This window comes from Pseudomonas sp. NFACC32-1, from assembly GCF_900101215.1.
In the GTDB taxonomy this organism is placed as follows: domain Bacteria; phylum Pseudomonadota; class Gammaproteobacteria; order Pseudomonadales; family Pseudomonadaceae; genus Aquipseudomonas.
The window spans coordinates 99,682-112,915 of the sequence record NZ_FMUL01000002.1 but is presented as its reverse complement, the minus strand read 5'-3'; the positions used below and the strand labels follow the sequence as shown (position 1 = coordinate 112,915).

The following is a 13,234-nucleotide window of genomic DNA, read 5'->3' as shown; positions in this document are numbered from 1 at the left end:
ACGGCTGCAGAGAGGGGCGGGAAGTGCCGACGGAGTTTCGGGATGTCTGGAGTGAGCGGCTGGAGTCCGGACTAAGTGTGGGTCAAGTTACAAAGCGTCATATTAGAAGGTCACATTGAAATAGTCCGCGTTTATCAGTCTGCACACCGACGGATCCAAACTTTCACAACGATTGTCCGCCCACTCTGAAAAGAAGGGCTCCTGTACTTGCAGATGCTCCAATGTCAGATTCAGCTGGCCATACCGGCAGATAATGGTGGCCCTCGTCGGAGTCTGTTCGTCACCATCGGGTTCATGAAGTACATATTCGGCGCCGCTGAATTCCAGCAACGCCGGATTGACTTCCTCTACCAATTGCTGGCTCGCCCATTCGCGATCATCCCGTACTTCCACCGAGTAGGTGTCGTCTGCGGTCTCCATGTTTCTATGAATATCGGTAACAGCAGGGCAGATTATTTCACCTGCATGCAGGTATCCGTTCAATGACAGGAATAACCCCGCGCACCCAGCCAGTATCCTTTGCATCTTTCAGGGCTCCAAATAACTCGATCAAGCCTATGGTCGCAACTACGGCGGGGCGGGCTACTGTCAAGGTTGACAGTTGATTATGTCAATTCTGAATTATGAGCAGGTGTTTTAGAGTTTTTGGGCTAATTCAGTTCTGGTTTTTTAAAAGCCAGTTGTTTCTGATTGTTCTGAAGGAATTTTCCATTAGTGTTATCTGATTTTTAATCCGGCCCGGAACAATCGCCGTCAACCTTCGTCCAACCCACGGTTTGCGCTACTTCCTTACCGGGTGGCTTGTCAGGGTTTCAGAGGATGTTGGGATGAAGGTTCCACGCGGTTTTGCACTGTCTTGCCTGCTGTCACTGGCCGCCAGTCCAGCCTTCGCGCAGTTCAGCCTCAGTGATGCAGTCGATGCAGTGGCGGCAATGCAAGGCAATCAGCCTGGGCAGCAAGAGGGCGCCATCGCGGCTGCGCCTAAAGCCGCCGGGTTGCTCAATACGTTGGGATCGCAGTTGAACATCACGCCGGAGCAGGCCATCGGCGGTGCCGGTGCGATGCTGGGGCTGGCGAAGAACCGGCTCAGCGAACCGCAGTTTTCCGAATTGAGCGCAAGTGTGCCGGGCCTGGACCAGATTGCTGGCAACAGCGCCATTGGCGGACTCAATGGCCTGGGCGGCCTGCTGGGGGGCGGATCGGAAAGGAACGCATTGCTCGACGGCCTGCTGGGTAATGTCAAGGACACCCAGGACCTGAACAACACCTTCAGCGCACTGGGCATGGACAGCGGCATGATCGGTCAGTTTGCCCCGGTGATCCTTGAGTACCTCGGCCAACAGGGCGTGGCCGGTTCATTGCTCCAGAGCCTGAGCGGCATCTGGAGCCCGGGCGCGGGGATCTGATCAGTCGCGTTCGTTGCGCAAGGCGGCGATGCGCCGGTCCTTTTCGGTCCAGAGCTGGTTGACCCACTCCTGGACGTGCTGCCGGAAAACCGGGTCGTTTTCGTAGTCGCCTTGCCATAGCGCCGGATCCAGCGCTCGGGTCTGGATGTCGACGATGACCCTGGGCACCGCGCCGCTGATCAGGTCCCAGAAACCGGGAATCCGTTCCTGGGGGTACACCACCGTTACGTCCAGTACCGCATCCAGCTGTTCGCCCATGGCCGCCAGGACGAACGCCACGCCACCGGCCTTGGGCTTGAGCAGATGGGTGAAGGGCGATTGCTGCTGCTGGCTCTTGGCGGCGGTATACCGGGTGCCTTCGAGGTAGTTCACCACGGTGACCGGCTGGCGCTTGAACAGCTCGCAGGCCGCCCGGGTGATTTCCAGGTCCTTGCCCGCCAGCTCCGGGTTTTTCGCCAGGAAGGCCTTGGTGTAGCGCTTCATGAACGGATAATCCAGCGCCCACCAGGCCAGGCCCAGGAACGGCACCCAGATCAGCTCTTTCTTGAGAAAGAACTTGAAGAAAGGTGTCCGCCGATTGAGTGCCTGGACCAGGGCGGGAATGTCTACCCAGGATTGGTGGTTGCTGATGACCAGGTAGGAGGTATCGCCACGCAAGTCCTCGCCGCCGCGAATGTCCCAGCGGGTGGGGATGCACAGGGCGAAGATCAGTTTGTCGATTTCGGCCCAGGTTTCGGCGATCCACATCACCGCCCAGGAGGCATAGTCGCGAAAGCGCCCGGGCAGGACCAGTTTGAGCAGTGCGAACACCATCAGCGGCCCGAACAGCACCAGGGTGTTGAGCAACAGCAGCAGGGTGACGAAACAGCCGGTGAGCAGTCGGCGCATAGAAGACTCTTGCAAGCAGTTAGGCGGGCCATGATAAGCAGCTTCGGGCGGTAGGCCAAATCCGCCGTGGACGATTGTTTCACATCGCTTCGGGTAGGCTGCCATCGCTGCGCAATGAAACCAATGGCCAGGCCACGGTCTAAAAAACCACTTCACACAGGAAGCCTCATGACCATGAAATCAACCCTTGCCCTGCTTTCCCTGCTTTCCCTGCTGGCCCTTCCGGCGCTGGCCGCCGAGCCGACCCTGTACGGACGGTACGAATACATCGCGCTGCCGGAAATCGGCGGTGAAGTCCTCAAGGCCAAGATGGACACCGGCGCCCTCACGGCCTCGTTGTCGGCCAAGGACATCGAAACCTTCACCCGCGACGGAGACGACTGGGTGCGGTTCCGCCTGGCCACCAAGGATGCGAGCAACAAGATCTATGAACACAAGGTGGCGCGCATCAGCAAGATCAAGACCCGCTCCGAAGAAGATGAAGACGAAGGCGAGTCGGCCGCACCCAGCAAGCGTCCGGTGGTGGAACTGGAGATGTGCCTGGGCAACGTCAAGCGCACCGTGGAGGTCAACCTGACCGACCGCAGCGGTTTCAATTATCCGCTGTTGATTGGCGCCAAGGCTCTGCGCGAATTCGATGCCGCGGTGAACCCGGCCCGACGTTTCACGGCGGACAAGCCGGACTGCTGATTTACCCGATTGACGCGCCTCCAGGGTTGGGGCACCGTTCCGGCAACTTTATTGTCGGGCTCTCAAGCCATGCCTCATATTCTGATTGTCGAAGACGAAGCCGCCATTGCCGATACGCTGGTATTTGCCCTGCAAGGCGAAGGTTTCGACACCACTTGGCTGAGCCTTGGCGCCGCGGCGCTCGAACACCAGAAAAACACACCGGCGGACCTGATCATCCTCGATGTAGGCCTGCCGGATATCAGCGGTTTTGAGACCTGCAAGAATCTCAGACGTTTCAGCGAGGTGCCGGTCATCTTTCTGACGGCTCGGGATGGCGAGATTGATCGGGTGGTGGGGTTGGAAATCGGCGCCGACGACTACGTGGTCAAGCCTTTCAGCCCGCGGGAGGTCGCCGCCAGGGTCCGGGCGATCCTCAAGCGGGTGGCGCCGCGACCCGCCACGGAGCTGGGTACGGCGCTGTTCCAGGTGGACGGCGACCGCGTGCAGATCAGCTATCGCGGCAAGCCACTGAACCTGACACGTCACGAGTTTCGCCTGCTGAACTGTCTGCTGGAACAGCCCGAGCGAGTGTTCAGCCGCGAACAATTGCTCGATGCCTTGGGCGTGGCCAGCGATGCCGGTTACGAACGCAGCATCGACAGCCATATCAAGAGCGTGCGCGCCAAGCTGAGGCTGGTCAGGGCCGAGGCGGAGCCGATCCAGACCCATCGCGGCCTCGGCTACAGCTACAGCCCGGGGAACAGCTGATGCCGCTGGGGCTGCGCATTTTCCTGGTCTATGTGCTGTTCATCGGCCTGACCGGGTATTTCGTGCTCGGCACGGTGATCGAACAGATCCGGCCCGGTGTTCGCCAGTCCACCGAGGAAACCCTGGTGGACACGGCGAACCTGATGGCCGAGATCCTGCGCGACGACTTCAAGGCCGGCACCCTCAGCCAGAATCGCTGGCCGCAGTTGCTCAAGGCTTATGGCGAACGCCAGCCGGGGGCCACGATCTGGGGTTTGCCGAAGAACCAGGTCAGCCATCGCATCTACGTCACGGATGCCGACGGCATCGTGGTGCTCGATTCCAGCGGTGTGGCGGTGGGGCAGGATTACTCGCGCTGGAACGACGTCTACCTGACCCTGCGTGGCCAGTACGGGGCACGCTCGACCCGCAGCGTCGCCGATGACCCGACCTCCTCGGTGATGCATGTCGGGGCACCGATCCGCGATAACGGCCGGATCATCGGCGTGGTGACCGTGGCCAAGCCCAACAGCTCGCTGCAGCCTTACATCGACCGCACGGAGCGGCGCCTGCTGCTTTACGGCGCCGGGCTGATTGGCCTGGGCCTGCTGCTCGGGGCCTTGCTGTCGTGGTGGCTCAGCTCGGCGCTGCGACGCCTGACCCGGTATGCCCAGGCCGTCAGCCAGGGACAACGGGTGGAGGTGCCGCATTATCGCGGCGGCGAGTTCGAGCAACTGGCGCATGCCCTGGAGCACATGCGCACCCAGCTCGAAGGCAAGGCATATGTCGAGCGCTATGTGCACACCCTGACCCACGAGCTCAAGAGCCCGCTGGCGGCGATTCGCGGTGCCGCCGAGTTGCTGCAGAGCGATATGCCCGCGGCCCAGCACCAGCGGTTCGTCAGCAACATCGACAATGAAAGCGTACGCATGCAGCAACTGATCGAGCGTTTGCTCAACCTGGCCCAGGTCGAACAGCGCCAGGGGCTGGAGGAGCAGGTGGCGGTTCCCCTGGCGCCCTTGCTGGACGAATTGCTTGAAGCCCGAGGTGGCTGGATCGAACAGCGACAGTTGCGGATCGAACGGCAGGTTGGCGCCGACCTGATCCTCACCGGGGAGGCATTTCTGTTGCGCCAGGCATTGGGCAACCTGCTGGAAAACGCCCTGGACTTCACCCCTGCCCACGGATTGCTGCGAATCAGCGCCGAGCGCATCGGCAACCTTGTCGAGATCCGGTTGTTCAATCAGGCCGAGCCGATTCCCGACTACGCCCTGCCGCGCCTGAGCGAGCGTTTCTATTCACTGCCGCGCCCGGACAGCGGACGCAAGAGCACCGGGTTGGGACTCAACTTTGTGGAAGAAGTGGTGCAGCTGCATGCCGGGGAATTCGCGATCGGCAATGTCGAGGGCGGCGTGGAAGTGGTGTTGCGCTTGCCCTGAGATCCATGGCACGGCCCACTCGCACGGGTTCGCCACGGTCCACATGAAGGCGGGCTGCTCAACAAGGGCTCGCCCGTTTTCCACACAAACTCCACATTCGCCTCATAAACAGCCCACACAGCCGCTCCAGAATCTCCCTCATTCAAACAGGGAGCTTCCACATGAACCGCAGCCTCGCCGTGAAACTGGGCATGATTGCCCTACTGATCCTCTTGCTGATGATTCCGTTGCTGATGATCAACGGCCTTATCGATGATCGCCAGGCGCTGCGCGACGGCGTCTTGCAGGAGATCGCCAGCAGTTCCAGCCACAGCCAGCAGCTCATCGGGCCGATGATCGTGGTGCCGTTTCGCAAGGATGTGCGTGTCTGGAATACCAATGAGAAGACCGGTGTCCGTTTCCTGGAAACCGTCGAGCAAAGCGGTGAATTGTATTTTCTGCCGGATCAGTTCGAACTCGATGGCCAGGTCCGCACCGAAACCCGTGCCCGGGGCATCTACGAGGCTCGGTTGTTCCACGCCGACAGCCGGATCGATGGTCGCTTCAAGTTGCCCGAGCGCTATGGCTTGACCGTCAAGGAGGCGGCCGATTATCGCTTCGACGAGCCGTACCTGAGCGTAGGCATCAGCGACATCCGTGGCATCGAGAGTGCGCTGGTGCTGAAACTCAATGAGCAGACCGTCGACTTCCTGCCCGGTTCGCGGGTCGGTTGGCTGGGGCAGGGGGTGCATGTGCCATTGCCCATGGTCAACGGCCAGAATGGCGCCGAGCTGACCTTCGGTTTCGATCTGCGCCTGCAGGGCACCGGTGAACTGCAGATCCTGCCGGTGGGCAAGACCAGCAAGGTGCACCTGGCCGCCGACTGGCCGCACCCGAGCTTCATCGGCAACTACCTGCCCGTCAATCGCGACATCAATGAACAGGGTTTCAGTGCCGACTGGCAGACCTCGTTCTTCTCCACCAACCTTGAAGAAGCGTTGCAGAACTGCGTGGCGAGCGACAGCTGTGAAACGTTCCGCAGCCGTGCCTTCGGCGTGAGCTTCATCGATCCGGTGGACCAGTACCTCAAGAGCGATCGGGCGATCAAATATGCCCTGCTGTTCATTGCCCTGACATTCGCCGGTTTCTTCCTTTTCGAGGTGCTCAAGAGCCTGGCCGTGCACCCCGTCCAGTACGCCCTGGTGGGCGTGGCGCTGGCGTTCTTTTACCTGCTTTTGCTATCGCTGTCGGAACACATCGGCTTTGCCCTGGCGTACCTGTTGTCGGCCAGTGCCTGTGTGTCGCTGGTGGGGTTCTACGTCTGTCATGTGTTGCGCAGCGTAAGCCATGGCCTGGGTTTTTCGGCAGGGCTGGCGGCGCTGTATGCATTGCTCTACGGCTTGCTGAGCGCCGAGGACTATGCGTTGTTGATGGGCTCGCTGTTGCTGTTCGGTCTACTGGGCGTGTTCATGGTGTTGACCCGCAAGCTGGACTGGTACGGGGTCGGATCGAAACCGGCGGCGACCATGACGTTCGATCTGGGGGAAGTGAAATGAGTCGCTCGTTGGGGTTGCGCGAGGATCAGCGGGTACGCGAACTGTTGGTAATGCGCATTGCCGGGTTGTTCCCGCTGGATCCGGTGCGCTGCCATCGCGAGCAGGCTCGCTCCCCCAAGGTGCGACACGATTCGATGTGGGAGCGAGCCTGCTCGCGATGAGGCCGGGACAGCTGGCGCAGCGTCAGACCCGGGGCACTGTTTCAATCATTGAAGGCCGCAGGCTCACCTCGGCGAACCACTGCGCCAGCTGCGGATTGGTCTCGCGCCATTCCAGGTCCGGGTGGCGCAGGTCCAGGTAACCCAGGGCGCAAGCCACGCTGATGGACGCCACGTCGAAGTGGCTGGCCAGTTCGGCGACCGCCTCGGTGTCGAGCACGGTCAGGGCGCGGCGAATCTTGTCCCGTTGCGCGTCGAGCCACTCGTCCCAGTGTTTTTCCACGGGACGCAAGGCGGTTTCGTAGCGGATCAGTACTGCCGCGTCCATGATCCCGTCGGCCAGGGACGCGAGGGTCAGGCGTCGCCAGCGGGCTGCGCCTTCACGGGGAATCAGCGGATTACCGACGTGCTGGTGGTCCAGGTAATCGAGGATGACGCGGCTGTCATGGATCACCGTTCCGTTGGACAGGCGCAGGGCAGGGATCTTGCTCAACGGGTTTTCATCGATGAGCTTCTGGTCCGGCCTGACCGGGGTGAGCTGGCTGAGCTGCAACGCCACGCGGTCCTGCTGGCCGGTTTCGTGCAGCAGCACCAGCACCTTGCGGACGAAGGGCGAAGCGGGATTTTGAAACAGCGTCATGCTGGGGGTGGCCATGGAGTCGGTCTCGAGAGGGGGGACAGGGTTCAGACCCGGGATTCGCACAGCCTAGACAGTTCAGACGCGACTGGCGAGCCCCCCTGCGCAGCTTATCCGTTGCGCTTGAACAACCCCCAGGTGCCCAGCAGGGTCGGCAGTCCCAGGCCCACCCAACTCACCGCGTCCCACGCACCGTCACCCAACAGTGCCGAGAACAGTCCGCCGGCGCAAAGGACACCGATCAGCACGGGAGCGCCAAAGACTTTCCAGAAGTTCGACTGCCGGGGCCTCACGACACCACCTGCGCGCCGACGCTCGCACGTTTGGCTGCCTTGCGCCGCACCAGCCACAGGTAGACCCCGCTGCCGAGGACGATGATGGTCAACACATCGAGGGTCGCCCAGAAGATCTGCATCGGCCTGCCGCCGTAATCACCGAAGTGCAGCGGCAAGGACAGGCTCATGACATCCATGTACCAGGGTCGCTCGGCCACGGCGGTGACGTCCAGGGTGCTGGCGTCGATCAACACCGGGGTCAGCAGGTGAGAGGTCAGGTGGGTATTGCCCTTCATGAACACACCGTAGTGGTGCTGGCTGGAAAACAGCGTGCCGGGGAATGCAATGAAACTGGGCTCCATGCCTGGCGTGGCTTGCCTGGCAATGTCGAGCAGGCGGGTGGCCGGCGCCAGTTGGGTCAGGGGCGGGGCGTTGCGGTAGGGTTCGACCATGGCGCCGAGGCTGTCGTTGCGCCAGGCGGCGATGATCAGGTCGGCGCACGCGGCGATGACACCTGTGACGCCGACGGTCAGCGCCCAGACCAGCGTGACCACGCCGATCAGGTTATGCAGGTCGAGCCAGCGCAGGCGCGTGGATTTGTCCTGGCGCACCGTGGCGAACTTCAGACGCCGCATGAACGGCAAATACAGGACCACGCCGGAGACAATGGCGATCACGAACAACAGCCCCATGAACGCCAGCAGCAGCTTGCCGGGCAACCCGGCGAACATGTCCACGTGCAGGCGCAGCATGACCATCATGAAACCACCGTTGGCCGAGGGCATTTCCAGCGCCTCGCCGGTGCGTGCATCGAGCATGAAGGTGTGTGAGGAATTGGGCTCGGTGTCCGGTGTCGGCGCCATGATGGTGATGACACCGTTGGGGTCGTCTTCGTCCCAGCCGAAATACTGGACCACTTCACCCGGACGATGGGCCTTGGCCTTCTCCACCAACTGTTGCAGGTCCAGGTGTGGCGTGTCGGCGGGCATTTCCCGGAACTCGGGGGCGTCGCCCAGCAGGTGCTCGATTTCATGATGGAAAATCAACGGCAGCCCGGTGATCGCCAGCATCAGCAGGAACACCGTGCAGATCAGGCTGGTCCAGGTGTGGATGAACGACCAGCGGCGGATGGTTTTGCTTTTCATGAAGGATCCGGATGCAAAAGAGACCGGTCGTGGCGAGAGGAAAATTCCTCGCCACGGCTGACCCTCGAAAGGTTTGCCGCAAAGGCTAACCGATTACCATTTGTAATTCACGCTGGCAACGACGTTGCGTTGGTCGCCGTAGTAGCAATAGAAACCATCGCAAGTGGACAGGTAGTCCTTGTTGAAGATGTTCTTCGCGTCCACCGCCACCGTAACCCCCTTGAGGGTCTTGTTCAGGCGGCCCAGGTCGTAATGGGCCGATGCGTCGTACACGGTGTAGGAGCCGACATGGCCCCAGTCGGTGTTGGTGGTGTTGCCGTAGGTGTCGCCGACATAACGCACGCCTGCGCCCACGCCGAAGCCGTCCAGCAGGCCGTTGTGCCAGGTGTAGTCGGCCCACGCCGTGGCCTGGTTACGCGGGACCTGGGCCATGCGCTTGCCTTTTTCGGCCGCGGTGCCCTTGGTGATTTCGCTGTCGTTGTAGGTGTAGGAGCCGACGAGTTTCAGGTTGTCGGTCACGTTGCCCGAAGCCTCCAGCTCCAGGCCCCGGACCTGGACTTCGCCCACCTGGCGAGTGACGTTGTTTTCGGTCACGGAGTTGTTCTTCTGGGTCAGGTCGAACACCGCGGCGGTCAGCAAGGTCCTGGTGCCGGGGGGCTGGTACTTGATCCCGGCCTCGTACTGTTCGCCCTCGGTCGGTTTGAACGCATCGGTGCTGTTGACCGTTGAACCTGCCGCGGCCTGGAACGACTGTGCGAAGGAAATGTAAGGTGTCACGCCGTTATCGAAGACGTAGCTCAGGGCGGCGTTGCCGCTGAATTTCTTGTCCCGCTGAGTGTTGGTGACGTTGTTGAGGTTGTGGAACTCAGTGCCGGTGTGGACCCAGTCCTCGCGTCCGCCAAGGGTCAGGCGCCAGTTGTCCAGGGCCATCTGGTCCTGGATGTAGAGGCCGGTCTGGTTGGTCTTCTGGTTGTAGTCATACATGGTGAAGTACTGGACGTTGGAGAAATCCTGTCCGTAGATCGGGTTGTGGATATTGCTGGTCGGCACACCGTTCGAACCCCAGTCCCAGCGCGCATTGCTGTTCGAGCGCTGGTGATCCAGGCCCAGCAGCAGGGTGTGGCTGAGAACGCCGGTTTGGAAGTCGGCCTGGAAGTTGTTATCCACAGCGAACTGGCTGATGTCTTCATCGATGACACTGGCGCTGCGCTTGATGGTGCCATCGGCGCTTACCGCCTCGTCAGGCCCCGCTGGCCAGAATTGTCCGCCAGCGGAGATGCCCTGGGTCTCCAGGTCGCTCTTGGTATAGCGCAGGTTCTGGCGGAACTGCCAGGTATCGTTCAGGCGATGTTCGAACGCGTAGCCGAGTGCGTAATAGGTGCGGTCATAGAATTCCCACTCTGGATCCCCCAGGTTCTTGTGATGGGAAATCTTGCCCGCCGGCGAAGACAGCTTGGTGCCCTGTAATGGCAGGAATTGCCCGGTAATACCGGTGTCGTCGCGGGTGAACTGGGTCAGGAAGGTCAGGCGAGTGTCATCGTTGATATTCCAGGTCAGGCTCGGCGCGAGGTTGTAGCGCTTGTCCGGAATGTGATCGACCTGGGAATTGCTGTCGCGCACGGTGCCGCTGACCCGATAAAGGAACTGGCCTTCGTCATCGACCTTGCCGGTGCTGTCGAAATTGATCTGCTTGTGCTCGTAGCTGCCGGCCTGTACTTCCACTTCATGACTGCTCTCGGCCTGTGGGCGACGGCTGACCATGTCCAGCAGGCCGCCCGGCGGCGTCTGGCCGTAGACCGAAGATGCGGGGCCGCGCAACACGGCGATGCGCTCCAGGTTCCAAGTCTCGATTTTCGGCGTGACGTAGTTGCCCTTGGGCAGCGGCAGGCCATCGAGGAACTGGGTCGGTACGAAACCGCGCACCAGCAGCCAGTCGTTACGCGAGTCCGAACCGTAGCCGCTGCTCTGTACGCCGGCGGTGTAGCGCAGGGCATCGTTGAGGTTGAGGACGGAGCGGTCTTCCATTTGCTGGCGCGTGACCACGGAAACCGAGCGTGGCAGTTCGACAATCGGAGTATCGGTCTTGGTGCCGGCGGCGGTGCGGGTGACCGCATAACCTTCGGTCGGGCCCCACGCGGTTTCGCTGATGCCCGCGCCGATCACGCTGGTTTCCGGCAGGGCCATGACGCCCTCGGGCACGGCGGCCAGGCTGTAGGTGCCGGCGCTGCTTTGTTCCAGTTGCAGGCCGGTGCCGCGCAAGGCTTCACGCAATGCGCCGATGGCATCGAACTGGCCCTGGACCGGAGCCGACTGCTTACCTGAGACCAGGGAAGGGCTCAGGCTCAAGGCGAGGCCGGCCTGGCTGGCAATCTGGTTAAGGGTGCTGGCCAATGGCGCGGAAGGCAGGTTGTAGGCGCGCACGCTGGAAGCCTGTTCGGCTGCCAGCAACGGGCCGCTGGCCAACGGGACGGCAAAGGCAATGGCGACGGCCAACAGGCTGGGGCGCAACAGGGTGTCTAGCGGACGGGACATACGGCGGCTCCTGAATGGAAATATTTCTCAATTGCCTGGATGCCGGATGAAAGTCGAAAAGTGATAGGGCTGGATGAAAATAATTTAGATTCAGATTGGATGGATGCCACCTGTCGGTTCAGGCGGCGCTCAGGTGGTCTCATTGCGAGCAGGCTCATCCCACAAGAGGCTGCGTGGCCCGCAATGGTGGGGTCACCCGGGTCACTGTGGAGCGAGCCTGCTCATATTGAGCTATCCGCCGAAAACCCGTCCTCTCACGGCTTGGCTTCGGTCTTCGGTTGCACCATGACCCACCAGCGGGTGTGATGCTCTATCTGTACCGGCAAGGTTGGCAGCAGCGCGGTCAAGGCCAGGTCGGTGTCGTGCAACGGGAAGCTGCCGGTGATGCGCAAATCCGCCACTTGTGGTTCGACGCCCAGGTAGCCGCGACGGTAGCGCCCCAGTTCATGGACCAGCTCTTCCAGACGGGCGTTGTCCACCACCAGCATGCCACGGGTCCATGCATCGGCACCGGGACTCAAGGCCACCGTCGGCCCGAAGCCGTTGCGGCGCATCAGCACCTGCTGGCCTTCGCGAAGAATCTGTTCCTGCTGTGTTGCCTCGGGATGGGCCGCCACGGCGGACTGCAGGACGCTCAGGCGCGTGGCGTCCTCCTCGCGCTTGACCAGGAACCGCGTACCCAGGGCACGCAGGCTGCCTTCGCGAGTCTGCACGATAAACGGACGCGGATCGTTGTGGCCGGTTTCCACCAGGATCTCGCCTTCCTGGAGGATGATGCGCCGTTGCTTATCGTCGAAACGCACATCGAGGGCGCTGTGGGTGTTGAGGTTGATCAGCGTTCCGTCAGCCAGGCGCAGGGTGCGTTGTTCGCCCGTGGCGGTGCGCTTGTCGGCCAGCCAGTAGTCCAGCGGCAGGTAACGCTCCCCGGCAAACAGCGCCAGGCCGATCACCGCGACAATACTGGCCAGGCCGCTGCCTACCTTGCGCAACCGACGCCGGATGCTGACCCGCGACTGCAGCAACGCGGCCCGCGCCGGCCCGCTGGCCACGCTGAAACGCTGGTCGAGCATGCCCAGTTGCCGCCAGGCCCGGGCGTGTTCTTCGTCGGCGGCATGCCATTGGGCGAAGGCCTCGCGGTCCTGGGGAGTGCCGCTGCCCGAGTCCAGGGACAGTTGCCAGGCGATGGCCATGTCCAGGACGCTGGACGAAACCGGTTTGGAATGGACCGGGTTCATGTCGGTTCTCCGTAAAGTGCGATGTAGCACTGACGCATGCCTTGGGCCAGGTACTGGCGCACCCTGGGAACCGAAACGCCCAGGCGCTCGGCGATCTCGGCGTGGCCGAGGCCGTCGAGGCGGTTGTAGAGGAACGCGGCGCGAGCCTTGCTCGACAGTTTGCCGAGCAGCCTATCGATATTCTTGAGGTCCTCGAGGATCAAGTGCTGTTCTTCCGGCGATGGCTGCTCGCCTTCTGGAATCAGCATCAGTTCGGTGAGATAGGCCTGCTCCAGTGCCGCCCGACGGAAATAGTCGAACAGCAACCCCTTGGCGATCGCCACCAGGAAGGCCCGGGGTTCGCGGGGTGCCTTCAATTGCTCGCGGCCCAACAGGCGCACGAACGTATCCTGGCTCAAGTCCTCGGCCCGTTGCGGGCAGGCGACGTTGCGCCGCAACCAGGCCAATAGCCAGCCACGATGGTCACGGTACAGCGCACCAACCAGATCACTGTGAGGGCCAGGAATTGACGACACGGAGTATCACCGATGTTTTAAGTAACGAGAATTGTTCGCGATTGTGGCAG

14 protein-coding genes are annotated in these 13,234 nt (G+C 61.7%); 6 read left to right on the top strand and 8 right to left on the bottom strand.

Annotated elements, in window-relative coordinates:
• Positions 1-102: 102 nt before the first annotated feature.
• Entirely contained in the window at positions 103-525 is a 423-nt protein-coding gene (locus tag BLP99_RS04370) for a DUF3757 domain-containing protein (RefSeq protein WP_076406061.1), read from the bottom strand.
• Positions 526-827: 302 nt separating this feature from the next.
• On the opposite strand from BLP99_RS04370, the gene BLP99_RS04365 reads away from it, so the two are divergent.
• Complete coding sequence (locus BLP99_RS04365) at positions 828-1,406, top strand: DUF2780 domain-containing protein (RefSeq protein ID WP_072430862.1); 579 nt, start codon at positions 828-830, stop codon at positions 1,404-1,406.
• On the opposite strand, the gene BLP99_RS04360 is transcribed toward BLP99_RS04365, so the two are convergent.
• Positions 1,407-2,294 (bottom strand): acyltransferase, encoded by an 888-nt coding sequence (locus tag BLP99_RS04360; protein ID WP_072389880.1) that lies wholly within the window; start codon positions 2,292-2,294, stop codon positions 1,407-1,409. It lies immediately after the preceding gene.
• 174 nt (positions 2,295-2,468) lie between these two features.
• Between BLP99_RS04360 and rloA2 the strand changes: the two genes are divergently transcribed.
• From rloA2 to BLP99_RS26370, 5 genes are all read left to right on the top strand, one after another.
• Positions 2,469-2,984, top strand: coding sequence for a retropepsin-like aspartic peptidase RloA2 (gene rloA2, locus BLP99_RS04355; RefSeq protein WP_072459137.1), 516 nt, complete (start codon positions 2,469-2,471; stop codon positions 2,982-2,984).
• Between the two features lie 69 nt (positions 2,985-3,053).
• The gene (creB, locus tag BLP99_RS04350; RefSeq protein WP_072389877.1) at positions 3,054-3,734 is read left to right on the top strand and encodes a two-component system response regulator CreB; all 681 of its coding nucleotides are present in this window, start codon (positions 3,054-3,056) and stop codon (positions 3,732-3,734) included.
• Complete coding sequence (gene creC / locus BLP99_RS04345) at positions 3,734-5,152, top strand: two-component system sensor histidine kinase CreC (protein ID WP_072389872.1); 1,419 nt, start codon at positions 3,734-3,736, stop codon at positions 5,150-5,152. Before creB ends, creC begins: the two co-directional genes overlap by 1 nt.
• A gap of 161 nt (positions 5,153-5,313) precedes the next feature.
• Positions 5,314-6,687, top strand: a complete 1,374-nt coding sequence (creD, locus tag BLP99_RS04340) for a cell envelope integrity protein CreD (RefSeq protein ID WP_072459116.1) — start codon at positions 5,314-5,316, stop codon at positions 6,685-6,687.
• Entirely contained in the window at positions 6,684-6,848 is a 165-nt protein-coding gene (locus tag BLP99_RS26370; RefSeq protein WP_156682190.1) for a hypothetical protein, read from the top strand. The genes creD and BLP99_RS26370 overlap by 4 nt, the downstream gene beginning before the upstream one ends.
• A gap of 22 nt (positions 6,849-6,870) precedes the next feature.
• Here the strand turns inward: BLP99_RS26370 and BLP99_RS04335 are convergent, their stop codons facing one another.
• From BLP99_RS04335 to BLP99_RS04310, 6 genes are all read right to left on the bottom strand, one after another.
• Complete coding sequence (locus BLP99_RS04335) at positions 6,871-7,500, bottom strand: glutathione S-transferase family protein (RefSeq protein WP_072430861.1); 630 nt, start codon at positions 7,498-7,500, stop codon at positions 6,871-6,873.
• A 92-nt stretch (positions 7,501-7,592) separates the two neighbouring features.
• The gene (locus BLP99_RS04330; protein ID WP_092179828.1) at positions 7,593-7,775 is read right to left on the bottom strand and encodes a hypothetical protein; all 183 of its coding nucleotides are present in this window, start codon (positions 7,773-7,775) and stop codon (positions 7,593-7,595) included.
• Entirely contained in the window at positions 7,772-8,902 is a 1,131-nt protein-coding gene (locus tag BLP99_RS04325; RefSeq protein ID WP_072389860.1) for a PepSY-associated TM helix domain-containing protein, read from the bottom strand. The genes BLP99_RS04330 and BLP99_RS04325 overlap by 4 nt, the downstream gene beginning before the upstream one ends.
• 93 nt (positions 8,903-8,995) lie before the next feature.
• Complete coding sequence (locus tag BLP99_RS04320) at positions 8,996-11,434, bottom strand: TonB-dependent siderophore receptor (RefSeq protein WP_076406067.1); 2,439 nt, start codon at positions 11,432-11,434, stop codon at positions 8,996-8,998.
• 254 nt (positions 11,435-11,688) lie between these two features.
• Positions 11,689-12,669 (bottom strand): FecR domain-containing protein, encoded by a 981-nt coding sequence (locus tag BLP99_RS04315; RefSeq protein ID WP_072389854.1) that lies wholly within the window; start codon positions 12,667-12,669, stop codon positions 11,689-11,691.
• Complete coding sequence (locus BLP99_RS04310; RefSeq protein ID WP_072389851.1) at positions 12,666-13,184, bottom strand: RNA polymerase sigma factor; 519 nt, start codon at positions 13,182-13,184, stop codon at positions 12,666-12,668. The genes BLP99_RS04315 and BLP99_RS04310 overlap by 4 nt, the downstream gene beginning before the upstream one ends.
• Between the last annotated feature and the right edge of the window lie 50 nt (positions 13,185-13,234).

What these genes read in the sequence shown, in the direction of transcription:
- BLP99_RS04370 (WP_076406061.1), bottom strand. Translation starts at nt 525, where the DNA reads ATGCAAAGGATACTGGCTGGGTGCGCGGGGTTATTCCTGTCATTGAAC.
- BLP99_RS04365 (WP_072430862.1), top strand. Translation starts at nt 828, where the DNA reads ATGAAGGTTCCACGCGGTTTTGCACTGTCTTGCCTGCTGTCACTGGCC.
- BLP99_RS04360 (WP_072389880.1), bottom strand. Translation starts at nt 2,294, where the DNA reads ATGCGCCGACTGCTCACCGGCTGTTTCGTCACCCTGCTGCTGTTGCTC.
- rloA2 (WP_072459137.1), top strand. Translation starts at nt 2,469, where the DNA reads ATGAAATCAACCCTTGCCCTGCTTTCCCTGCTTTCCCTGCTGGCCCTT.
- creB (WP_072389877.1), top strand. Translation starts at nt 3,054, where the DNA reads ATGCCTCATATTCTGATTGTCGAAGACGAAGCCGCCATTGCCGATACG.
- creC (WP_072389872.1), top strand. Translation starts at nt 3,734, where the DNA reads ATGCCGCTGGGGCTGCGCATTTTCCTGGTCTATGTGCTGTTCATCGGC.
- creD (WP_072459116.1), top strand. Translation starts at nt 5,314, where the DNA reads ATGAACCGCAGCCTCGCCGTGAAACTGGGCATGATTGCCCTACTGATC.
- BLP99_RS26370 (WP_156682190.1), top strand. Translation starts at nt 6,684, where the DNA reads ATGAGTCGCTCGTTGGGGTTGCGCGAGGATCAGCGGGTACGCGAACTG.
- BLP99_RS04335 (WP_072430861.1), bottom strand. Translation starts at nt 7,500, where the DNA reads ATGGCCACCCCCAGCATGACGCTGTTTCAAAATCCCGCTTCGCCCTTC.
- BLP99_RS04325 (WP_072389860.1), bottom strand. Translation starts at nt 8,902, where the DNA reads ATGAAAAGCAAAACCATCCGCCGCTGGTCGTTCATCCACACCTGGACC.
- BLP99_RS04320 (WP_076406067.1), bottom strand. Translation starts at nt 11,434, where the DNA reads ATGTCCCGTCCGCTAGACACCCTGTTGCGCCCCAGCCTGTTGGCCGTC.
- BLP99_RS04315 (WP_072389854.1), bottom strand. Translation starts at nt 12,669, where the DNA reads ATGAACCCGGTCCATTCCAAACCGGTTTCGTCCAGCGTCCTGGACATG.